The organism is Burkholderia sp. SIMBA_062 (assembly GCF_046534765.1).
Taxonomy (GTDB): Bacteria; Pseudomonadota; Gammaproteobacteria; order Burkholderiales; family Burkholderiaceae; genus Burkholderia; species Burkholderia ambifaria.
On sequence record NZ_JAWRYD010000009.1, the window covers coordinates 101,151 to 123,382 of the forward strand.

Below are 22,232 nucleotides of genomic sequence, written 5' to 3' on the forward strand. Positions count from 1 at the left end.
CCCGTCGAGCGGCGCGGCGGCGATCGCACGTACCATCGTCACACTGCGATGACGGAGTGGGTTCGATGAGTTGGCAAAGCAAGTTCGCGTGCTGGCTGCTGCGCTGGCAGTTTCGTCCCGAGACCACGCGCCCGGTGCTCGATCCCGCCCGCGCGCGGCGCTTCACCGACCTGAGAATGATCGTGCCGCGTCGCGCGCCGTCGGGCTACCGGCTGCGCGAGTGCTACGGTCCCGGCGACGCGCCGCTGCGCGGCGAATGGCTCGAACGCACCGACGCGCTCGCCGCTCGCGGGCCCGGCCGCACGCTGCTGTACTTCCACGGCGGCGGCTACTATTTCTGTTCGACGAAAACCCATCGGCCGCTCGTGTTCGGCCTCACGAAGCGCGCGGGCGTGCGCTCGTTCTCGCTCGACTACCGGCTCGCACCCGAAAACCGCTTCCCGGCCGCGCTCGACGACGCGCTGGCCGCCTACCGGCAATTGCTCGCGCTCGGCACGCCGCCCGAATCGATCGTGTTCGGCGGCGATTCGGCAGGCGGCGGCCTCGCGCTCGCGACGCTCGTCGCGCTGCGCGATCGCGGCGAACCGTTGCCGGCCGGCGCGATCCTGTTCTCGCCGTGGACCGACCTGGCCGGCACGGGCGGCACGATGCGCAGCAACGACGGCCCCGACCCGATGTTCGCGGGCGCGGCGCTGCCGAAGGCGGCGAAGCTGTATCTGGGCGATGCGTCGGCCACGCATCCGTACGCGTCGCCGTTCTATGCGGATTTCACCGGGCTGCCGCCGCTCTTTATCCAGGTCGGCAGCACCGAGGTGCTGCTCGACGATTCGCGCCGCGTCGCCGACAAGGCGAAGGCGGCCGGCGTGCCGGTGGAGATCGAGGTATGGCCCGACATGCCGCACGTGTGGCAGTTGTACGCGCCGATGGTGCCGGAGTCGCGCGACGCGCTCGACCGGGCGGCCGCATTCCTGCGCCGCGTCGCGGTCGAGCGGGCGGTTCAGCGCGTCGGCGAGCCGTCGATCGCCTGATACGCGGCTTTCACGGCCACCGAGCCGTACTTGCGCTCGAGCCGGCGCACGGTGAAGTGGCCGTGCGCCATCTGCTGGAAGTGGTCGATGAACAGCGTGTTGACGGTCGCGCCGAGCACCGCGCCGATCGCCGGGATCGACTTCGCGGCCATCTGCTCGGTGACCTGCACCGAGAAGCGTGACGCGACCGTCTGCACGAGCTTGAACACCGCCGCCGAGCTGTGCGCGCCGATGCCTTTCGACGTGATGTCCGACGACGCCTTCGAGATCGCCTGCGCGAGCGCGCCGCGCAGCACGAAATAGCCGAGATCGGCGTCCTCGTCGCGCTTGTCCGGGTTGCCGCCCATGCCGAGCACGGCCAGGCACTGCAGTTGTGTATCCACCGAGCCCAGATCCTCGCCCTCGCTGCGCGCGATGTCGCAGACCGAGCGGAAGATCAGCGTCGTCGTCACCGGCAGCTCGACCGGCAGCGCGAGGAAGCCGAATGCGCCGCCCGCCGCGCCGGTCGTCGCGACCGCGAGCTTGTGCAGCAGGTTGCTCGGCTTGTCCGGCTCGGCATCGGGTGTCTGCGGCTTGCCGAGCGTGCGCAGCGCGATGTTCAGGCACTTGCGCAGCGCGAGCTGCGTCGCGTCGTTGATCTTGCCGGTCGCGAAGTCCGGCAGCCGCGCGATCATCTTCTCGACCGGCGCGCCCAGCACGCCCGTCAGCTTCATCGTCAGCGACGGGCTTTCCAGCACCTGCTTCGCGCGCCGCAGGGCGTCGTGATCCTCCGGCGACAGCGTCGCGGCAGGCGTGATTGAAATCGGTTCCATCTTTCTCCTTGGCGGCCGGGGGCGGGGTGAACCGTCGCCAGCCTAGCTTACCCCGGCGTGCTAGAATTTTAAGATTATTTGACTCGTCAAAAGTTGCATCAACAAAAAATGGCCGTCCATACTGCCGCCCACCATTCGAGCGGGCAAGTCCTGCCGTTCCGCGAATCGCTGCTGGCGATGATCGGGATCTCGTTCGTCACCATGCTCGTCGCGCTCGACCAGACGGTCGTCGGCACCGCGTTGCCGACCATCGTCGCCGAACTCAGGGGCTTCGACCTCTACGCGTGGGTCGCGACCTCGTACCTGCTCAGTTCCGTGATCACCGTGCCGATCTTCGGCCGCCTCGGCGACTATTACGGCCGAAAGCCGTTTGTCATCGCGTCGATCGTCGTGTTCACCGGCGCGTCGGTGCTGTGCGGAATGGCGAACGACATGCTGTACCTGGTGCTCGCGCGCGGGCTGCAGGGGATCGGTGGCGGGATGCTGGTCGGCACCGCGTTCGCGTGCATTCCCGACCTGTTCCCCGATTCCGTCGTGCGGCTGCGCTGGCAGGTGCTGATGAGTTCCGCGTTCGGCATCGCGAACGCGGTCGGGCCGTCGCTCGGCGGGATCCTGACCCAGTCGTTCGGCTGGCGCTCGGTGTTCTACGTGAACCTGCCGGTCGGCCTGCTGTCGCTGTTGTTCGTGTGGCGCTACCTGCCGCACCTGCGGCATGTCGAGCACGACCGCAAGATGCGGCTCGACTGGCCCGGCGCGCTGCTGATCGCGCTGTCGCTCGGTGCGCTGCAGCTGTTCGTCGAATGGCTGCCGAAGTACGGCGTGATGAGCTGGGCGTCGCTGCTGCTGGTCGTCGCGGTCGGCGCCGGCATCGGGTTGTGGCATTGGGAAAAGCGCTGCGCGCAGCCGATCCTGCCGTTCGACATGTTCGGCAATCGCGCGCTGTCGGCGCTGTTCGTGCTCGCGATGCTCGCCGGCTTCTCGATGTTCTCGCTGCTGTTCTACGCGCCGCTGCTGTTCCAGGGCGGCTTCGGGATGTCGCCGAAGGCGGCGGGGCTCGTGATCACGCCGCTCGTCGTGTTCATCACGATCGGCAGCATCATGAACGGCCGCGTCATCACGCGCATCCGCAATCCGAACGCGATGCTGCACGTCGGTTTCGTGCTGTTCGCGATCGCGTGCGCGGGCATCGTCGTGTCGACCCACGCGACGCCGACCTGGATGCTGATGGCGCTGATGGTCGCCGGCGGCATCGGTCTCGGTTTCGTGCTGCCCAACCTCACGGTGTTCGCGCAGCGGACGGCCGGCCGCGAGCACCTCGGCATCGCGACCGCGCTGCTGCAGTCGCTGCGGATGGTTGGCGGGATGCTCGGCACGGCGCTGACCGGCACGCTCGTCAATCAGATGTATTCGAGCGGCGTGCGCGATGCGCTGTCGGGCGACCACGCGCTGCAATGGCATGCGCGCCTCGCCGATCCGCAGATCCTGATCGACCGCGCCGCGCAAGGCGGTCTGGTCGCGGAGCTGACCCGCGCCGGGCATAATGGCGCGCTGCTGCTGGAAGCGGCCCGCGAATCGCTGGTCGGCGCGATTCACCTGGGTGTCGCGATGGCGGCGGTCGTCGCCGTGGTGTCGGTGTGGCAGTGCCGCCGCGTGCCGCCGATCGCGCTGCGGCGCAAGATCGAGCCGCATGTCGCGGCCGATTGACCGATTCAACGATTCAACGGACACGAATTCAGCGCATGGAAGAACAGGACCGCGTCGCGATCTTGCAGCAATTCGGACGCACGTATCGCGCGTTCATGACCGCGTTCGAAACCAACGTCGGGCAGCCGATGCCGCGCTGGCGGATCATGGTCGCGCTGCACACGATGGGCGGGCATGCGTCGCAGAAGAAGCTCGTCGAAGTGCTGCGCATCGATCCGGGCGCGCTCACGCGCCAGCTGAAATCGCTCGATGCGCTCGGCTGGATCGAGCGCGCGTCCGATGCCCGCGACAACCGCGTGACCAACGTCACGCTGACCGACGCCGGCCGCGCCGCATTCGACGCGTGCCTGCCACGGCGCAAGGCGTTCCTCGAACAGACGATGGCGCAACTGCCGGACGACGTGCTGAATGCGTTGTCGGGCGCGCTGGCGATGCTGGAGTCGCGGATCGCGGAGGTCGGCTCGACGCCGGCATCGCATTGAAGAGCAGGGCGGCAAGCGGCGACGGCGCGTACGCGTCGGCCGGTGGCGGCCGGCGCGGCACCTGAGGCGGGCGGGGCGACGAAGCGCACCGGGCGCACGAACCCGCCGTCGCCCGGCGTTTCACTTCATCTCATCGCAACTGCATTTACAGCTCGATGCGCGTGCCGAGCAGCACGAGGAACTGCGCGAGCCAGGCCGGATGCGCGGGCCACGCGGGTGCGGTGACGAACGGCGCGTCGGTCACGGCCGCATCGACCGGGATGTCCGCGTATTCGCCGCCCGCGAGCTTCACTTCGGGCGCGCAGGCCGGGTAGGCCGAGATGCGCTTGCCGCGGATCACGTCGGCGGCCGCGAGCAGCTGCGCCGCATGGCAGATCGCCGCGATCGGCTTGCCGGCTTCCGCGAACGCGCGCACCAGCGCGATCACCTTCGAATCCAGGCGCAGGTATTCGGGCGCGCGGCCGCCCGCGATCGCGAGCGCGTCGTAGCCCGACGCATCGACGTCGTCGAACGTCGCGTTCAGCGTGAACAGGTGGCCGGGTTTTTCGGTGTAGGTCTGGTCGCCTTCGAAATCGTGAATCGCGGTCTTGATCTTGTCGCCCGCGCGCTTGCCCGGGCAGACTGCATCGACGTGATGGCCGACGGCCTGCAGCGCCTGGAACGGCACCATCGTTTCGTAGTCTTCGGCGAAATCGCCGGTCAGGAACAGGATCTTCTTCGCGGCCATGGCTTTCTCCATTGAACAGCATTGAGGGCCGTTCGCGCCGTGTGCGGCAGACGGGCGCTACGGCGGCGAAGCGGCCCCGAGGACGAAAGCGCAGTGTACTCCGGCAGATTGAAGCGCGCGTGACGGCCGCCCCGCGCGGCGGCGGGGCGGCGTGCGCGGAGTGTCAGAAGAAGGTTTCGACGATTTCCGTCACGCGGAATTGCGGATCGAGGACGAGCAACTGGCGCCACTTGTCGAACGTTAGGCACGGGTGCGAAATGTCGAACGCGACCATGTCGCCGACCTTCACGTCCGCGCCCGGCGGGATCTGCAGGTACGCGTGCTGGTCCATCATCCCGGTGACGGCCCAGCCTTCGCTCGCGGCGACGTCGCGCGGCGCGCTGTCGCGGCCCGGCCGGAAGTGGCGCGCCGGCTCCGGCAGGCCCGCGTCGAACGCCGCGTCGCGCTTGCCGAGCGCGATGATCGCGCGATCCTGCTCCGGCACCGACTGCACGTATGCCCACAGCTGCAGTGCCGGCAGCAGCCCTTCACCCATCCGGCGGGCGATCGGGTTGCGCGCGAACACGTCGGTCTGCGCCTTCTTGTAGATGCCGACGTCGTGCGTCAGGTAGCAGCCCGGACGCAGCACGACTTCCGCGAAACCGGCGTCGGACGCCTTCGCGAATTCCTCCGCGACCACGTCGTACCACGCCGAGCCGGCGCCCGACAGGATCGCCGGCGTGCGCGCGAAACGGCCGGCTTCGGCGAGCTCGCGCGTGAGCGCGACCGCGTCCTGCAGGAACGCGCGGATCTCGCCTTCCTCCTTCAGCACGCCTTCGTAGAGTTCGATGCCGGCCAGCTTCAGCGTGTCCGGATAGCGCGCGATCGCGTCGAGCACGGCTTTGCGCTGCGCGGCATCGCGCACGCCCGCGCGGCCGCCGGGCACGCCGAGCTCGAGCAGCACGTTCAGCGTCTTCTTCGCGTCGCCGAAGAAGCGGCCGAGCTGGTCGACGCTGTCGGCCGAATCGACGAGGCAGAAGAACTCGAAGTCCGGGTCGGACAGCAGCCCCGCGATGATCGTCATGTTCTGGCGGCCGACCAGCTGGTTCGCGAGCAGCACGCGCCGCACGCCGCCGTGATATGCGGCCTGCGTCTGGTGCGCGGTCGCGAGCGTGATGCCCCACGCGCCGGCGGCCAACTGGCGGCGGAACAGTTGCGGCGCCATCGTCGTCTTGCCGTGCGGCGCGAACTGGGCGCCGTACTGCTGGACGAACGCCTGCATCCAGTTCAGATTGTGTTCGATGCGATCCGCGTACAGCACCGCGGCCGGCAGGCTGACGTCTTCCGCGAGCAGGTTCCACTCGAGGCGGGTTGCGTCGCCGAGCGGCACACTCGCGCTCGGCAGGTTGCCGAGGCCCTTGCCCAACGGATTGATTGTCGGTTCCTGATAGTTTGTAACTTTCATGTCATCCCGCTCCATCATCACTATGCATTGCACTGAAGTTGACACGCCGATGGTACAGAAAGTAGCATCGGCGCGGTGATGTTATTTAGTAACATAAAGCGCCCACCCTTTCAGAAGATGAATTCGCCCGCCACCCCGTCCGCACCGTTCGCCGCCGAGCCCCCGGCTCCGGTCGCCCAGCCGCTCCTCGACATCGTCGCGCGCATCGCCGAATGCGCGCCCGAGCTGCGTGAGGCCGAACGCAAGGTCGCGGCATACATCCTCGCCGATCTCGCGCGCGCCGCGCATGCGAGCATCGGCACGCTGGCGCGCGACGCGGGGGTCAGCGTCGCGACGGTCACGCGTTTCGCGAAGGCCGTCGGCTGCCGCGACGTGCGCGAACTGAAGGTGCTCGTCGCGCAGGCCGCGGCCGTCGGCCAGCGCTTCTTCGTGCCGTCCAGCGCGCATCCCGACGAAGACACGAGCCCGGCATCGGTCGTCTACGACGAGATCCGCGTGGCGCTCGCGCACAACCACCAGCTGCTGCGCAACACGTCGTTCGACGCGGCGGCCGACCTGCTGGCCGGCGCGAAGATGGTCTACGTGTACGGGCAGGGCGGCGGTTCGACCGCGCTCGCCGACGAGCTGCGCTTCAGGCTCGTGCGCTTCGGCCGGCCGGTCGCGAGCTACCAGGACAGCCTCCTGCAGCGCATGGTGGCCGCGACGCTGTCGCGCGACGCCGTGGTCGTCGCGCTGTCGGTGAGCGGGCGCGTGCCCGAGCTGCTCGAGAGCTGCCGCCTTGCGAAGCGCTACGGCGCGACGCTGATCGCGATCACCGCGCCGGCTTCGCCGCTCGCGAAGCTCGCCGACCACCTGATCCCGGTCGTCGCGTTCGAAACCGATTTCATTTACAAGCCTTCGACATCGCGCTACGCGATGATGATGGCGATCGACGTGCTCGTTACCGGAGTCGCGCTGCGGCTCGGCGATGCGGGCCGGGAATCGCTGCGCCGCATCAAGCATGCGCTCGATGCGCACCGCGGCGGCGGAGACCGTCAACCGGTAGGAGACTGACCATGCATTCGCATCCCGAAGCCGCCGATACGCTGATCGTCGGTGCGCAGCTGTACGACGGCACCGGCGCAGCGCCCGTCACGCGCGACGTCGCGATCCGCAACGGCGTGATCGCGGCGATCGGCAACCTGTCGAACTGGCTCGCCGAAACCGTCGTCGATGCGAACGGCCGCGCGCTCGCGCCGGGCTTCGTCGACGTGCACACGCACGACGACACGCACGTGATCCGCGCGCCGGAGATGCTGCCGAAGATCTCGCAGGGCGTGACGACCGTGATCGTCGGCAACTGCGGGATCAGCGCGTCGCCGGTGACGCTCGCGGGCGATCCGCCCGATCCGATGAACCTGCTCGGCGATCGCGACGCGTTCCGCTACCCGACCTTCGCCGCCTATGTCGCGGCCGTGAACGATGCGCGTCCGGCCGTCAACGTCGCGGCGCTCGTCGGGCACACCGCGCTGCGCAACAACCAGATGGACCGCCTCGACCGTGCCGCGACCGACGGCGAAATCGCCGGGATGCGCACGCAGCTCGAGGAGGCGCTCGCGAACGGGGCGCTCGGGCTGTCGTCGGGCCTGGCCTACGGCTCCGCGTTCGCGGCGCCGGCCGAGGAAGTGATGGCGCTCGCCGAGCCGCTCGCGAATGCGGGTGCGCTGTACACGACGCACATGCGAACCGAATTCGACGCGATCCTCGACGCGATGGACGAGGCCTATCGCGTCGGCCGTCACGCGCAGGTGCCGGTCGTGATCTCGCACCTGAAGTGCGCGGGCCCGTCGAACTGGGGGCGCAGTACCGAGGTGCTCGCGTCGCTCGAAGGCGCGCGCCGCTACCAGCCGGTCGGCTGCGACTGCTATCCGTACAGCCGTAGTTCGTCGACGCTCGACCTGAAGCAGGTGACGGGCGACATCGACATCACGATCACGTGGTCGGAGCCGCATCCGGAAGTCGCCGGCAAGCTGCTGAAGGCGATCGCGGCCGACTGGGGCGTGACCGAGCAGGAGGCCGCGCAGCGCATCCGCCCGGCCGGCGCCGTGTACCACAACATGTCCGAGGACGACGTGCGCCGGATCCTGTCGCACCCGGCGACGATGGTCGGCTCGGACGGCCTGCCGAACGATCCGCTGCCGCACCCGCGGCTGTGGGGTGCATTCCCGCGCGTGCTCGGCCATTACGTGCGCGACACGAACCTGCTGCCGCTCGAGGAAGCGATCCGCAAGATGACGTCGCTGTCCGCGCGCCGCTACGGGATCGCGCGGCGCGGCGAAGTGCAGGTCGGCTACCAAGCGGATCTCGTGCTGTTCGATCCGGCGCGCGTGCTCGATGCCGCGACGTTCGACAAGCCGCAGCAACCCGCGCACGGGATCGACGCGGTGTGGGTGAACGGCGTGCTGACGTATGAGAACGGCCAGCCGACCGGCGCGCGCGCCGGCGGTTTCGTCGCACGCGGCGAGCGCGTGCCGGCGAGTGCCGACGCTGCGTTCTGAGCGCGGTCTCCAACCGATTTGCCGCGTGCGCCATGTCGGCGCGCGCATCCGCAACCGTGCGTTGCATGGGACTGGCGCGGGCGCTGACGTGCCGATGCCGGTCGACAAACCAGGAGTGAAACGATGAAGCGATATGGCGTGGGCGAAGCGAAGGGTACCGGCGGCCAGGTGATGCCGTTTGCACGCGCGGTCGAGGCCGACGGCTGGCTGTACGTGTCGGGCCAGACGCCGATGGTGAACGGCGAGGTCGTCGAAGGCGGGATCGTCACGCAGTCGAAGCAGACGATCGAGAACGTGATCGCGATCCTGAAGGAAGCCGGCTACGGCCTCGAGCACGTCGTGCGCTGCGGCGTGTGGCTCGACGACGCACGCGATTTCGCGTCGTTCAACAAGGTGTTCGTGTCGTACTTCGGCGAGCATCCGCCGGCACGCGCGTGCGTGCAGTCGAGCATGGTCATCGACTGCAAGGTCGAGGTCGACTGCATCGCTTACAAGGCGCCGGTGAAGTAACGCGCGCGTTTCCCCTGCACAGCAAAACAGCCCCGTCGGCGCGAGCCGGCGGGGCTGTATCGTTGCGGGCCTCATGGTTGTCGCTGGCTGCGGCTGGCGGCGATTGCCCGCCGCGCGCCCTCACTGCCGCGCAGTCCGCGCGTTATCCGGCATCGGCTGGTTGTAATTCGTGCGGAACGGGTTGATGTCCAGCCCGCCGCGGCGCGTATAGCGCGCATACACCGCGAGCTTCAACGGTTTGCACGCGTGCAGGATGTCGAGGAAGATCCGCTCGACGCACTGCTCGTGAAATCCCGTGTGATTGCGGAACGAGATGATGTAGCGCAGCAAGCCCGCATGGTCGATCTGCGGCCCGACGTAGTGAATCTGCACGCTGCCCCAGTCGGGCTGGCCGGTGACTGGGCAGTTCGAGCGCAGCAGGTCGGACACGAGCGTCTCCTCGACCGGCGCTTCATCGTGGGCCGCCGACAGCAGCGACGGATCCGGTTCGTACACGTCGGTGTCGAGGTCGAGCCGGTCGAGCGACAGCCCGTCGAGCTCTTCCATCTCGAGCTTGCCGAAATCGTGCGGCGACACGAGCTGCACCGACACGCTCGCGCCGCACGCGGCCGACACGTCGCGCTTCAACGTGTCGCGCACCGCATCGACCGAGTCGAACTTCGATTGGGCAAACGAGCCGAGATACAGCTTGAACGACTTCGATTCGACGATGTTCGGCGATTCGGCCGGCACGTAGAACGTCGCGACCGCGACCTGCGGCTTGCCGCGCGCGTTGAGCCAGGACAGCTCGTACGCGTTCCAGATGTCGGTGCCGAAGAACGGCGGCGCCGACGTGATGCCGAGCTGCGCGCGCGCACCCGCGCGCGGGATCGGGAACAGCAGCGACGCGTCGTACTGGGCGGCATAGACGGTGGCCTTGCCGAGCGGGGAGTGTTCGGGATTCATTGCACGAAGCCTTTACGACAGGAAGAGCCGGTACGCCGGATTGGCGCTCTCTTCGACATACGGATAGCCGAGCGCCGCGAGGAAGCGTTCGAACTCGGCGCGATCGGCCTGCGGCACCTGCAGCCCGACGAGGATCGAGCTGTAGTCCGCACCCTGGTTGCGATAGTGGAACAAGCTGATGTTCCAGTCCGGCGCCATCGACGACAGGAACTTCATCAGCGCGCCCGGCCGTTCCGGGAATTCGAAGCGGAACAGGCGTTCGTCGAGCGCGAGCGGCGAGCGGCCGCCCACCATGTAGCGGATGTGTTCCTTCGACAGCTCGTCGTGCGTCAGGTCGACGGTCTTGAAGCCGTGCGACTCGAAATTCGCGGCGATCTCGGCCGATTCGCCGCGCCGCTTGATCTGCACGCCGACGAAGATGTGCGCGGCCTGCGCATCGGCGATCCGGTAGTTGAACTCGGTGACGTTGCGTTCGCCGACGAGCGAGCAGAAGCGCTTGAAGCTGCCGCGCTCCTCGGGGATCGTGACCGCGAACACGGCTTCGCGCGCCTCGCCCACTTCCGCGCGTTCAGCGACGAAACGCATCCGGTCGAAGTTCATGTTCGCGCCGGACGTGACCGCGACGAGCGTCTGGTTCTCGATCCCTTCGCGTTCCGCGTAGTGTTTCGCGCCCGCGACCGCGAGCGCGCCGGACGGCTCGAGCACGCTGCGCGTATCCTGGAACACGTCCTTGATCGCCGCGCACAGCGCGTCGGTGTCGACCGTCACGACGCCGTCGAGGAATTCGCTGCAGAGCCGGAAGGTTTCCTCGCCGACGAGCTTCACCGCGGTGCCGTCCGCGAACAGCCCGACCTCGGTCAGCTCGACGCGCTCGCCTTTCTGCAGCGACTGCGCCATCGCGCATGAATCCTCGGCCTGCACGCCGAACACCTTGATCTCCGGCCGCACCGCCTTCACGTACGCGGCCACGCCGGCCGCGAGGCCGCCGCCGCCGATCGGCACGAAGATCGCGTGAATCGGGCCCTGGTGCTGCCGCAGGATTTCCATCGCGATCGTGCCCTGGCCGGCGATCACGTACGGATCGTCGAACGGGTGGACGAACGTGAGGTCGCGTTCGGCCTGCACCTTCACGGCGTGCGCATACGCATCGCTGTACGACTCGCCCGCCTGGATCACCTCGACGCTCGGGCCGCCGTGCGCGCGCACCGCGTCGACCTTCACCTGCGGCGTCGTGACGGGCACGACGATCACGGCCTTGATGCCCATCCGGGCCGCGGAGAACGCGACGCCCTGCGCATGATTGCCGGCCGATGCCGTGATCACGCCGCGCGCGAGCGCGTCGGCCGGAATGTGCGCCATCTTGTTGTACGCGCCGCGCAGCTTGAACGAGAACACCGGTTGGTTGTCCTCGCGCTTCAGGTAAACGGGATTGCGCAGCCGGGCCGACAGGTTGCGGGCGGGTTCGAGTTCCGTCTCGAGCGCGACGTCGTAGACGCGCGCGGTGAGGATTTTCTTCAGGTAATCGTGGGATGCCATGGGCGCTCGCATGCGGTGCGGAAGCAGACGGTAAAGGATCAATGATAGCGCCAAGGGTCCGCCCGCACGCAAGCGGCATGCCGGGCGCATCGTGGCGCAACCGCGCGGGCGGCCGCGTTTGCCGCGCGACGCGTCCCTGTTTTCCCGTTTGACGACCGGCTTAACCGCATGGTTACCGACCGGACGGACGGCAAATGCCGCCGCGAAATGGTGCCGAACCAAGTCTGGTGCGGGTTGCGGCGAAAGCCCCACGAGCTGTCCGGCCTGTCACGGGCGGCTCGATCATGGGTTAGAATTCTGTTTTGAATCAAGGATCGGAAGATGCAGAGGCACCCTCGGATCGCCCCGTTGAAGCCGACGCCGCGCGCAGCCAGCCCTGCGGCGGAGCGGCATGCGCGCCGCGCGCGATCGTGCTGATGGCTCCGAGTGCCGCCAGGCCCTGCCAACCCGGAACGGTGAGTCCAGACCCGCTCCGGCCCCATGCGAAATAGTCGCGCGCCTGGCACCAGAACAGATTTCCCCAAGATTGCGCCTACGCGCTTGCCGACGCCCGTGCACGGTGTATCGGCCCTCCGAGTCGTCCGAACATGAACGCACCACAAGTTTTCGATCCGCATGGCGCGGCCGCCGCCGTCGCCACCGACCCCGCGCCCCGACTGCGCGAGATTCCCTATAACTACACGTCCTTCTCCGACCGCGAGATCGTGATCCGCCTGCTCGGCGAACAGGCGTGGTCGGTGCTCGACGAGCTGCGCGCAGAACGCCGCACGGGCCGCTCGGCCCGGATGCTGTACGAAGTGCTCGGCGACATCTGGGTCGTGCGCCGCAACCCGTATCTGCAGGACGACCTGCTCGACAACCCGAAGCGCCGCGCGCTCCTGATCGAGGCGCTGAACCACCGTCTGACCGAGATCGGCAAGCGCCGCCGCGCCGACCTCACCGCGCACCACGACGACGCGGGCCGCGAACGCGCGGAACGTGTCGAGATGCTCGAGGCCGCCGCGCAGCGCGCGGTCGACGAATTCGCCGACGAATTCGACAAGATGGCCGACCTGCGCCGCCGCGCGACCAAGGCGCTCGGCCGCTGCACGCAGAAGGACAACATCCGCTTCGACGGGCTGTCGCGCGTGTCGCACGTGACCGATGCGACCGACTGGCGCGTCGAATACCCGTTCGTCGTGCTGACCCCCGATACCGAAGCCGAGATCGCGGCACTGATCAAGGCCTGCTTCGAGCTCGGCCTGACCGTGATCCCGCGCGGCGGCGGCACCGGCTACACGGGCGGCGCGGTGCCGCTCACGCCGTTCTCCGCGGTGATCAACACCGAGAAGCTCGAACAGCTCGGCGCGGTCGAGCTCACCGAACTGCCGGGCGTCGCGCACAAGGTGCCGACGATCTTCTCCGGCGCGGGCGTCGTCACGCGCCGCGTGACGGAAGCGGCCGAAGCGGCCGGCTACGTGTTCGCGGTCGATCCGACCTCGCTCGACGCATCGTGCATCGGCGGCAACGTCGCGATGAACGCCGGCGGCAAGAAGGCCGTGCTGTGGGGCACCGCGCTCGACAACCTGGCCTGGTGGCGGATGGTCGACCCGGATGGCAACTGGCTCGAAGTCACGCGCCACGAGCACAACCAGGGCAAGATCCACGACATCGCGGTCGCGCGCTTCGAGCTGAAGTGGTTCGACGGCGCGTATGCGCCGGGCGAGAAGCTGCTGAAGAGCGAGATGCTCGAGATCGAAGGCCGCCGGTTCCGCAAGGAAGGCCTCGGCAAGGACGTGACCGACAAGTTCCTCGCCGGCCTGCCGGGCGTGCAGAAGGAAGGCTGCGACGGGCTGATCACGTCCGCGCGCTGGGTGCTGCACAAGATGCCCGCGCACACGCGCACCGTCTGTCTCGAATTCTTCGGCCAGGCGCGCGAGGCGATCCCGAGCATCGTCGAAATCAAGGACTACCTGTTCGAGACGTCGAAGCAGGGTGGCGCGATCCTCGCGGGCCTCGAGCACCTCGACGAGCGCTACCTGCGCGCGGTCGGCTACGCGACCAAGAGCAAGCGCAACGCATTCCCGAAGATGGTGCTGATCGGCGACATCGTCGGCGACGACGCCGATGCGGTCGCGCAAGCGACGTCCGAAGTGATCCGGATGGCGAACGGCAAGAGCGGCGAAGGCTTCGTCGCGGTCAGCGCGGAGGCGCGCAAGCGCTTCTGGCTCGACCGCAGCCGCACGGCCGCGATCGCGAAGCACACGAACGCGTTCAAGATCAACGAGGACGTCGTCATCCCGCTGAACCGGATGGGTGAGTACACCGACGGCATCGAGCGGATCAACATCGAACTGTCGCTGAAGAACAAGCTGCAGCTGGTCGACGCGCTCGAGGCGTTCTTCCGCGGCGGCAACCTGCCGCTCGGCAAGACCGACGACGCGAACGAGATCCCGAGCGCCGAGTTGCTCGAGGATCGCGTGCAGCAGGCGCTGGAGCTGCTCAAGCGCGTGCGTGCACGCTGGGAATTCGTGCGCGACCGGCTCGACCAGCCGCTGCGCGAGGCGCAGCACTACCTCGTGCAGCTCGGCTACGAGGCGCTTGCCGAGAAGTTCGCCGACCGTGCTGACGACCAGCCGGGCGCGACCGTGTTCCACATCACGCAGGACCGCACGGTCCGCATCTCGTGGAAGCAGGAGATCCGCGCGGAGCTGCGCGCGATCTTCAACGGCGGCGCGTTCAAGCAGATCCTCGACGAAGCGCAGGCGATCCACAAGCGCGTGCTGCGCGGCCGCGTGTTCGTCGCGCTGCACATGCACGCGGGCGACGGCAACGTCCACACCAACATCCCGGTCAACTCCGACAACTACGAGATGCTGCAGGACGCGCACGCGTCGGTCGCACGCATCATGACGCTCGCGCGCTCGCTCGACGGCGTAATCTCCGGCGAGCACGGGATCGGCATCACGAAGCTCGAGTTCCTGACCGACGACGAGATCGCCGAATTCCGCGCGTACAAGCAGCGCGTCGACCCGCACGGCCGCTTCAACAAGGGCAAGCTGCTCGACGGCGCCGACCTGCGCAACGCGTATACGCCGAGCTTCGGGCTGATGGGCTACGAGTCGCTGATCATGCAGCAGTCCGACATCGGCGCGATCGCCGATTCGGTGAAGGACTGCCTGCGCTGCGGCAAGTGCAAACCGGTGTGCGCGACCCACGTGCCGCGCGCGAACCTGCTGTACAGCCCGCGCAACAAGATCCTCGCGACGTCGCTGCTGGTCGAGGCGTTCCTGTATGAGGAACAGACGCGCCGCGGCGTGTCGATCAAGCACTGGGACGAGTTCAACGACGTGGCCGACCACTGCACGGTGTGCCACAAGTGCGCGACGCCGTGTCCGGTGAAGATCGACTTCGGCGACGTCACGATGAACATGCGCAACCTGTTGCGCAAGATGGGCAAGAAGAAATTCAACGCCGGCAATGCGGCGGGCATGTTCTTCCTGAACGCGACCAATCCGCAGACGATCAACATCGCGCGCGGCGCGATGATGGGCGTCGGCTACAAGGTGCAGCGCTTCGCGAACGACATGCTGAAGAAGGTCGTGACGAAGCAGACGCAGCACCCGCCGGCGACGGTCGGCAAGCCGCCGGTGGTCGAGCAGGTGGTCCACTTCGTCAACAAGAAGATGCCGGGCAACCTGCCGAAGAAGACGGCGCGCGCGCTGCTCGACATCGAGGACAACAAGATCGTGCCGATCATCCGCAACCCGAAGTCGACGACGGTCGATTCGGAAGCGGTGTTCTACTTCCCGGGCTGCGGCTCCGAGCGCCTGTTCTCGCAGGTCGGCCTCGCGACGCAGGCGATGCTCTGGGAAGCGGGCGTGCAGACGGTGCTGCCGCCGGGCTATCTGTGCTGCGGTTATCCGCAGCGCGGCTCGGGCCAGTACGACAAGGCCGAGAAGATCGTCACCGACAACCGCGTGCTGTTCCATCGGGTCGCCAACACGCTGAACTACCTCGACATCAAGACGGTGGTCGTGTCGTGCGGCACTTGCTACGACCAGCTTGCAGGCTACGAATTCGACAAGATCTTCCCGGGCTGCCGGATCATCGACATCCACGAGTTCCTGCTCGAGAAGGGGATGAAGCTCGACGGCGTGACGGGCACGCGCTACATGTATCACGACCCGTGCCACACGCCGATCAAGACGATGGATCCGGTCAAGCTCGTCAACGAGCTGATGGGCGCGGAGAAGGACGGCTACAAGATCGAGAAGAACGATCGCTGCTGCGGCGAATCGGGCACGCTCGCGGTCACGCGTCCGGACATCTCCACGCAGGTCCGCTTCCGCAAGGAAGAGGAAATCCGCAAGGGTGCCGCGAAGCTGCGCAGCATCCCGGTCGTGGCCGGCAACGCGCCGGCGCCGGCCGCGGCCGCGAACGGCCCGGACGTGAAGATCCTGACGAGCTGCCCGTCGTGCCTGCAGGGCCTGTCGCGCTACAACGAGGACGCGAATATCGAGGCCGACTACATCGTGGTCGAAATCGCGCGCCAGGTGCTCGGCGAGAACTGGATGGCCGACTATGTCGCCCACGCGAACAATGGCGGGATCGAGCGCGTGCTGGTCTAATGCGGGCATGACGGCCGCCCGGCCGGGCTTGGGATGAGCGGGCGCCGGCGCACGAGCGCCCGCGCCCGTCCACATGGGAGCGACGATGGAATGCGTGTTTTGCCGTGAAGACGGCGGCGAGGTGCTCTGGCAGGACGACATGCTGCGCGTCGTCCTCGCGGCGGGCGAGCACGACTACCCGGGCTTCTGCCGGGTGATCTGGGGCGCGCACGTGGCCGAGTTCTCCGATCTCGGCGGGCCCGAGCGGGCACATCTGATGCGCATCGTGTATGCGGTGGAGCGCGCCGTGCGCCGCGTGATGCAGCCGAACAAGGTGAATCTCGCGAGCCTCGGCAACATGGTGCCGCACGTGCACTGGCACGTGATCCCGCGCTTCTCGAACGACGCCCATTTCCCGCAGCCCGTGTGGGCGCCGCGCCAGCGCAGCGTGTCCGAGGCGCTGCTGCGCTCGCGCGCGGCGCAGGCCTCGCTGCTGCACAATGCGGTGCGCGAGGAAATTCAACGAACGACCGATTCGAGGCAGCCATGAGCGGTTTGACTTCCACGACGCCGATTCCGTCCGGCGTCGTCGTGCACGCGGTGTCGCGCGTGCTCGAATTGCAGTACCCGAACGGGGAGAACTTCCGGATTCCGTTCGAGCTGATGCGCGTCTATTCGCCGTCGGCCGAGGTGCGCGGCCACGGGCCCGGCCAGGAGACGCTGCAGACCGGCAAGCGCGAGGTGACGATCACCGCGCTCGAGGGCGTGGGCAACTATGCGTTGCAGCCGACGTTCTCCGACGGCCATTCGACCGGCATCTACTCGTGGGATCTGCTGTACGAACTGGCGACGCAGCAGGACACGCTGTGGCGCGACTATTTCGACAAACTGAAGGCGGCGGGCGTCGAGCGCGACGCGCCGATGCAGGCGGCACCCGCGCCGCACGGCCACTGCCACTGAAAGCGACGGCGCCCGCTCGGCGCCGTCTTGCCATTTACTGAGGATCAACGCGATGAGTAAAACCCACTTCGGCTTCGAAAGCGTCGAGGAAACCGAAAAAGCGAAGAAAGTGGCAGGCGTGTTCCATTCGGTCGCGAGCAACTACGATCTGATGAACGACCTGATGTCGGCCGGCATGCACCGCGCGTGGAAGGCGTTCACGATCGCGCAGGCGAACGTGCGCCCCGGCTTCAAGGTGCTCGACATCGCGGCCGGCACGGGCGACCTGACCAAGTCGTTCGCGAAGGCGGCCGGGCCGACTGGCGAAGTCTGGCACACCGACATCAACGAATCGATGCTGCGTGTCGGCCGCGACCGGCTGCTCGACAAGGGCATCGTGACGCCGTCGCTGCTGTGCGACGCGGAGAAAACTCCCTTTCCTGACAACTACTTCGACGTCGTCACGGTCGCGTTCGGGCTGCGCAACATGACGCACAAGGACGCCGCGCTCGCCGAGATGCGCCGCGTGACGAAGCCCGGCGGCCGCGTGATGGTGCTGGAATTCTCGAAAGTGTGGGATCCGCTGAAAAAAGCGTACGATCTGTATTCTTTCAAAGTATTACCGTGGCTTGGCGACAAGTTCGCGAAAGATGCTGAAAGTTACCGGTATCTTGCTGAGTCTATCCGGATGCACCCCGATCAGGACACGCTCAAGACGATGATGGAACAAGCGGGCCTCGATGCCGTCAAATATTACAATTTGTCAGGTGGCGTGGTAGCTTTACACCTAGGAACCAAGTACTAAGGGGTTCTTCCCATACATTCGCCTTACATCTGGAGAAGCTGATGTCCGAATCGCGTTCGTTGTTTAACCGTAGCAAGCCGTCGAAGCCGTGGGCTCGACGGGCCGGCACGCTGCTGATGGTCGGCCTGCTCACGGCCGGCACGTTCGCATCGCTCGACGCCGAAGCCAAGCGCATGGGCGGCGGGCGCAGCATCGGCCGTCAGAATTCCACCGTCACGCAGCGCCAGGCCACGCCGCCCGCGCAGCAGCCGATGCAGCAGGCCGCACCGGCGCAGGCGCAGCGCGCGAACCCGGCCGCACCGGCACCGGCCGCGCAGCCGAACCGCTCGCGCTGGCTCGGGCCGATCGCCGGTCTCGCGGCCGGGCTCGGCATCGCGGCGCTGCTGTCGCACTTCGGCCTGGGCGGCGCGTTCGCGAGCATGATGGCGAACGTCATCGTGATCGCACTGCTCGCGATGATCGGCATCTGGCTGGTCCGCAAGTTCATGAACCGCCGCCGTTCGCAGGAGCCGGCGTATTCGGTCGGCGGCTCGGCATCGTCGTCGGGCGGCTACTCGCAAAGCCCGTCGTTCCAGCAGGGCAGCACCGGCAACAACTACGCGGGCAGCGGCAGCAGCTATGCGAACGAAGCGCAAGGCGTGTTCGGCGGCGGCGCGGCGGCTGCCGGTGCGGCGGGCGCGATGGCGGCCGCACCGCTGCAGGTGCCGGCCGGCTTCGACACCGAAGCGTTCCTGCGTAGCGCGAAGGTCTACTTCGTGCGCCTGCAGGCGGCATGGGACCAGGGCAACCTGGCCGACATCCGCGAGTTCACGACGCCGGAAATGTTCGCCGAGATCAAGATCGATCTCGATTCGCGCGGCAACGACGCGAACCAGACCGATGTCGTGCAGCTCGACGCGGAGCTGGTCGCGATCGAGGATCGCGGCATCGAGCAGTCGGCGAGCGTGCGCTTCCACGGGCTGATCCGCGAGTCGGCGAATGCGCCGGCCGCGCCGCTCGACGAGGTGTGGAACCTGTCGAAGTCGGGCAGCCAGGGCTGGCTGCTCGCGGGTATCCAGCAAATCAACACGCACTGAGCGTGACCGGCGGCCGGCTTGCCGGCTGCCCGGGCGACGATCGCCGCAGTGCGACCGCTTGCCGCCCGGCTGTGCGGTTGGCCGCGGTCCGCCGACGATCCGACGTTACAATAGAAACCCGCGTAGGCGCCCGGCCTGCGCGGGTTTTTCTTTCCCAGCCCGATGACCTTTGCCGCCAAGCCTTTTGCTGCTGCTGTCAATCACCTGCTCGCGCGCGAATCGTGGGCGCGCGACCGCTTGATCCCCTACGCGGGCAAGACCGCCCGGCTCGACGTGCCGCCCGTCACGCTCACGCTGCTCGTGCAGCCCGACGGCTATCTGTCCGCGGTGGACGCGCACGATGCGCAACACGTCGACGTGTCGATCGCGCTCGCGGGCGACACGGTCGCCGCGTTCCTGCAGGGCGGCCAGCCCGCCGTGATGAAGCACGTGAAGATCGAGGGCGACGCGGAGTTCGCCACGCAGATCGCGAAGCTGGCCGAGCACCTGCGCTGGGAACCTGAAGAAGATCTCGCGAAGCTGGTCGGCGACGCAGCGGCGTACCGGATCGCGACGGTCGTGCGCGACGCCGGCGCGCGCGCGCGCCGCACCGGCCGCAACGTGCTCGATTCCGTCGCCGAGTACTGGCTCGACGAGAACCCGCAAGTCGTTCGGCGCACGGTGCTCGGCGGCTTCGACGCCGAACTGGCGCGTGCGCGCGATGCGCTCGCGCGGGTCGAAAAACGGATCGAGCGACTCGAACAAAAAATCGGCGCGCGCACGGGTTCCGGCCCGCGCGGCGCGCACTGAGGGCCGCAGGGCATGCGCATTTTCCGTTTCATCAAGATTGTCTACACCGTCATCCGCTTCGGCCTCGACGAGGTGATGCTGTCCCGGATCGACGACCGGCGCGTGAAGCTGCTGCTGCGGATCACGACGATCGGCCGCCGCTATTCCGATCCGCCGGCCGTGCGGCTGCGTCACGCGCTCGAGAGCCTCGGCCCGATCTTCGTGAAGTTCGGCCAGGTGCTGTCGACGCGCCGCGATCTCCTGTCGGTCGATTTCGCGAACGAACTCGCGAAGCTGCAGGACCAGGTGCCACCGTTCGATTCGGCTGTCGCGATAGCGATCATCGAGAAGTCGCTCGGCGCGCCGGTCGACGAGCTGTTCGACGAATTCGAGCGCGAGCCGATCGCGAGCGCGTCGATCGCGCAGGTGCATTTCGCGAAGTTGAAGCAGGGCGTGCACGCGGGCAAGGCCGTCGCGGTCAAGGTGCTGCGCCCGAACATGCTGCCGGTTATCGATTCCGACCTCGCGCTGATGCGCGACATCGCGACGTGGACCGAGCGCATGTGGGCCGACGGCCGGCGCCTGAAGCCGCGCGAAGTCGTCGCCGAATTCGACAAGTACCTGCACGACGAGCTCGACCTGATGCGCGAGGCCGCGAACGGCAGCCAGCTGCGCCGCAACTTCGCGGGCCTCGACCTGCTGCTCGTGCCCGAGATGTTCTGGGATTTCTCGACGTCGCAGGTGCTCGTGATGGAGCGCATGACCGGCGTGCCGATCAGCCAGGTCGAGACGCTGCGCACCGCGGGGGTCGACATCAAGAAGCTCGCGCGCGAAGGTGTCGAGATCTTCTTCACGCAGGTGTTCCGCGACGGTTTCTTCCATGCGGACATGCATCCGGGTAACATTCAGGTGAGTCTCGACCCGAAAACCTTCGGCCGCTATGTCGCGCTCGATTTCGGGATCGTCGGCGCGTTGTCGGATTTCGACAAGAACTACCTCGCGCAGAACTTCCTCGCATTCTTCAAGCGCGATTACCACCGTGTCGCGACGCTGCACCTCGAATCGGGCTGGGTGCCGCCCGAGACGCGCGTGGAGGAACTCGAAAGCGCGATCCGCGCGGTGTGCGAGCCGTATTTCGACCGCGCGCTGAAGGACATCTCGCTCGGCCAGGTGCTGATGCGCCTGTTCTCGACGTCGCGTCGCTTCAATGTCGAGATCCAGCCGCAGCTCGTGCTGCTGCAGAAGACGATGCTGAACGTCGAGGGGCTCGGCCGCTCGCTCGACCCCGAACTCGACCTGTGGAAGACCGCGAAGCCGTATCTCGAGCGCTGGATGACCGAGCAGATCGGCCTGCGCGGCTGGTACGAGCGCTTCAAGGTCGAGGCGCCGCAGTGGAGCAAGACGCTGCCGCAACTGCCGCGCCTGATCCACCACGCGATGGCGGCGCGCCACGATGCGCCGCGTGCGGCGAGCGAGGACCTGATGCGTCAGGTCCTCGTCGAGCAGAAACGGACCAACCGGTTGCTGCAGGCATTGCTGATCTTCGGTCTTGCCGTCGGCGTCGGGGCGCTCGTCGCGCGCGTGCTGCTCGCGCTCGCGTACGGCGCGTGACCGAAAGGAGCCGCGCGATGTCCGAGCCGAAGCAACCGCCCGCGCCGGGCGCCGCCGATTTCGCGACGCGCGACCCTGGCAGCGCATCGTTCTGGGACGAGCGTTTCGCGCGCGGCGTGACGCCGTGGGAATTCGGTGGCGTGCCGGTCGGCTTTCGTGCGTTTGCGCAGCGGCTCGGGCCGTGCGCGGTGCTGATTCCCGGCTGCGGCAGTGCGCAGGAGGCCGGCTGGCTCGCGCAGGCCGGCTGGCCCGTGCGCGCGATCGATTTCGCCGCGCAGGCGGTGGCGGCCGCGAAGGCGCAGCTCGGCGCGCATGCGGACGTCGTCGAGCAGGCCGATTTTTTCGTGTACCGGCCGCCGTTCGACGTGCAATGGGCGTACGAGCGCGCGTTCCTGTGCGCGCTGCCGCCGAGCCTGCGCGCCGGCTATGCGACGCGGATGGCCGAGCTGCTGCCCGCCGGCGCGTTGCTGGCCGGTTATTTCTTCGTGACGAAGAAACCGAAGGGCCCGCCGTTCGGCATCGAGCGCGCGGAACTCGATGCGCTGCTCGCGCCGCACTTCGAGTTGATCGAGGATCTGCCCGTGACCGATTCGCTGGCCGTGTTCGAAGGGCACGAGCGCTGGCTCACGTGGCGCCGTCGCTGAAGCCCGGGGTGTCGCGGCCATTGCCGGAGCGCGCCGGGGTTTCGGATATAATTCAAGGTTTTGCAAGCCGTTTCC

19 protein-coding genes are annotated in these 22,232 nt (G+C 67.6%); 14 read left to right on the plus strand and 5 right to left on the minus strand.

Annotation, left to right across the window (positions count from 1 at the left end; genetic code table 11):
- The first annotated feature begins 65 nt into the window (after positions 1-65).
- Positions 66-1,028 carry an alpha/beta hydrolase gene (locus SB786_RS11950; RefSeq protein WP_410727638.1) on the plus strand — a complete coding sequence of 321 codons (963 nt, stop codon included), beginning with the start codon at positions 66-68 and terminating at the stop codon, positions 1,026-1,028.
- On the opposite strand, the gene SB786_RS11955 is transcribed toward SB786_RS11950, so the two are convergent.
- On the minus strand, positions 998-1,840 hold the full coding sequence (locus tag SB786_RS11955) for an EcsC family protein (RefSeq protein WP_410727639.1): 843 nt from the start codon (positions 1,838-1,840) through the stop codon (positions 998-1,000). The two genes, SB786_RS11950 and SB786_RS11955, sit on opposite strands and share 31 nt — an antisense overlap.
- Positions 1,841-1,948: 108 nt before the next feature.
- Between SB786_RS11955 and SB786_RS11960 the strand changes: the two genes are divergently transcribed.
- Positions 1,949-3,544 carry an MDR family MFS transporter gene (locus SB786_RS11960; protein WP_410727640.1) on the plus strand — a complete coding sequence of 532 codons (1,596 nt, stop codon included), beginning with the start codon at positions 1,949-1,951 and terminating at the stop codon, positions 3,542-3,544.
- A 35-nt stretch (positions 3,545-3,579) separates the two neighbouring features.
- Complete coding sequence (locus SB786_RS11965; protein ID WP_410727641.1) at positions 3,580-4,026, plus strand: MarR family winged helix-turn-helix transcriptional regulator; 447 nt, start codon at positions 3,580-3,582, stop codon at positions 4,024-4,026.
- A 145-nt stretch (positions 4,027-4,171) separates the two neighbouring features.
- On the opposite strand, the gene SB786_RS11970 is transcribed toward SB786_RS11965, so the two are convergent.
- Positions 4,172-4,753, minus strand: coding sequence for a DJ-1/PfpI family protein (locus SB786_RS11970; RefSeq protein ID WP_006759688.1), 582 nt, complete (start codon positions 4,751-4,753; stop codon positions 4,172-4,174).
- Between the two features lie 163 nt (positions 4,754-4,916).
- A complete protein-coding gene (locus SB786_RS11975; RefSeq protein WP_410727642.1) occupies positions 4,917-6,197 on the minus strand; it encodes an amino acid deaminase in 1,281 nt (426 codons plus the stop codon).
- A 117-nt stretch (positions 6,198-6,314) separates the two neighbouring features.
- Between SB786_RS11975 and SB786_RS11980 the strand changes: the two genes are divergently transcribed.
- The 3 genes from SB786_RS11980 (at position 6,315) to SB786_RS11990 (ending at position 9,244) form a co-directional block, all read left to right on the plus strand.
- The gene (locus tag SB786_RS11980) at positions 6,315-7,250 is read left to right on the plus strand and encodes a MurR/RpiR family transcriptional regulator (RefSeq protein WP_410727643.1); all 936 of its coding nucleotides are present in this window, start codon (positions 6,315-6,317) and stop codon (positions 7,248-7,250) included.
- A gap of 2 nt (positions 7,251-7,252) precedes the next feature.
- On the plus strand, positions 7,253-8,734 hold the full coding sequence (locus SB786_RS11985) for an N-acyl-D-amino-acid deacylase family protein (protein ID WP_410727645.1): 1,482 nt from the start codon (positions 7,253-7,255) through the stop codon (positions 8,732-8,734).
- Between the two features lie 123 nt (positions 8,735-8,857).
- The gene (locus SB786_RS11990; protein ID WP_014896068.1) at positions 8,858-9,244 is read left to right on the plus strand and encodes a RidA family protein; all 387 of its coding nucleotides are present in this window, start codon (positions 8,858-8,860) and stop codon (positions 9,242-9,244) included.
- A gap of 120 nt (positions 9,245-9,364) precedes the next feature.
- Here the strand turns inward: SB786_RS11990 and queF are convergent, their stop codons facing one another.
- Positions 9,365-10,189: an NADPH-dependent 7-cyano-7-deazaguanine reductase QueF gene (gene queF / locus SB786_RS11995; RefSeq protein ID WP_410727646.1), complete on the minus strand. Its 825-nt coding sequence runs from the start codon at positions 10,187-10,189 to the stop codon at positions 9,365-9,367.
- A gap of 12 nt (positions 10,190-10,201) precedes the next feature.
- A complete protein-coding gene (ilvA, locus tag SB786_RS12000; RefSeq protein ID WP_410727647.1) occupies positions 10,202-11,725 on the minus strand; it encodes a threonine ammonia-lyase, biosynthetic in 1,524 nt (507 codons plus the stop codon).
- A gap of 587 nt (positions 11,726-12,312) precedes the next feature.
- Between ilvA and SB786_RS12005 the strand changes: the two genes are divergently transcribed.
- The 8 genes from SB786_RS12005 to SB786_RS12040 all read left to right on the plus strand — a co-directional run bounded on the left by SB786_RS12005 (position 12,313) and on the right by SB786_RS12040 (position 22,157).
- Positions 12,313-16,335 (plus strand): DUF3683 domain-containing protein, encoded by a 4,023-nt coding sequence (locus tag SB786_RS12005; protein WP_410727648.1) that lies wholly within the window; start codon positions 12,313-12,315, stop codon positions 16,333-16,335.
- An 85-nt stretch (positions 16,336-16,420) separates the two neighbouring features.
- On the plus strand, positions 16,421-16,864 hold the full coding sequence (locus tag SB786_RS12010) for an HIT family protein (RefSeq protein ID WP_006761593.1): 444 nt from the start codon (positions 16,421-16,423) through the stop codon (positions 16,862-16,864).
- Positions 16,861-17,274 (plus strand): gamma-butyrobetaine hydroxylase-like domain-containing protein, encoded by a 414-nt coding sequence (locus tag SB786_RS12015; RefSeq protein WP_410727649.1) that lies wholly within the window; start codon positions 16,861-16,863, stop codon positions 17,272-17,274. Before SB786_RS12010 ends, SB786_RS12015 begins: the two co-directional genes overlap by 4 nt.
- Positions 17,275-17,326: 52 nt before the next feature.
- Positions 17,327-18,058, plus strand: a complete 732-nt coding sequence (ubiE, locus tag SB786_RS12020) for a bifunctional demethylmenaquinone methyltransferase/2-methoxy-6-polyprenyl-1,4-benzoquinol methylase UbiE (RefSeq protein WP_006751940.1) — start codon at positions 17,327-17,329, stop codon at positions 18,056-18,058.
- Between the two features lie 41 nt (positions 18,059-18,099).
- Positions 18,100-19,134: a Tim44 domain-containing protein gene (locus SB786_RS12025; RefSeq protein ID WP_410727650.1), complete on the plus strand. Its 1,035-nt coding sequence runs from the start codon at positions 18,100-18,102 to the stop codon at positions 19,132-19,134.
- Between the two features lie 162 nt (positions 19,135-19,296).
- Positions 19,297-19,923, plus strand: a complete 627-nt coding sequence (locus tag SB786_RS12030) for an SCP2 domain-containing protein (RefSeq protein WP_006761590.1) — start codon at positions 19,297-19,299, stop codon at positions 19,921-19,923.
- 12 nt (positions 19,924-19,935) lie between these two features.
- Positions 19,936-21,513 (plus strand): ubiquinone biosynthesis regulatory protein kinase UbiB, encoded by a 1,578-nt coding sequence (gene ubiB / locus SB786_RS12035; protein WP_006761589.1) that lies wholly within the window; start codon positions 19,936-19,938, stop codon positions 21,511-21,513.
- Positions 21,514-21,530: 17 nt separating this feature from the next.
- Positions 21,531-22,157, plus strand: a complete 627-nt coding sequence (locus SB786_RS12040) for an SAM-dependent methyltransferase (protein ID WP_410727651.1) — start codon at positions 21,531-21,533, stop codon at positions 22,155-22,157.
- Positions 22,158-22,232: the final 75 nt, after the last annotated feature.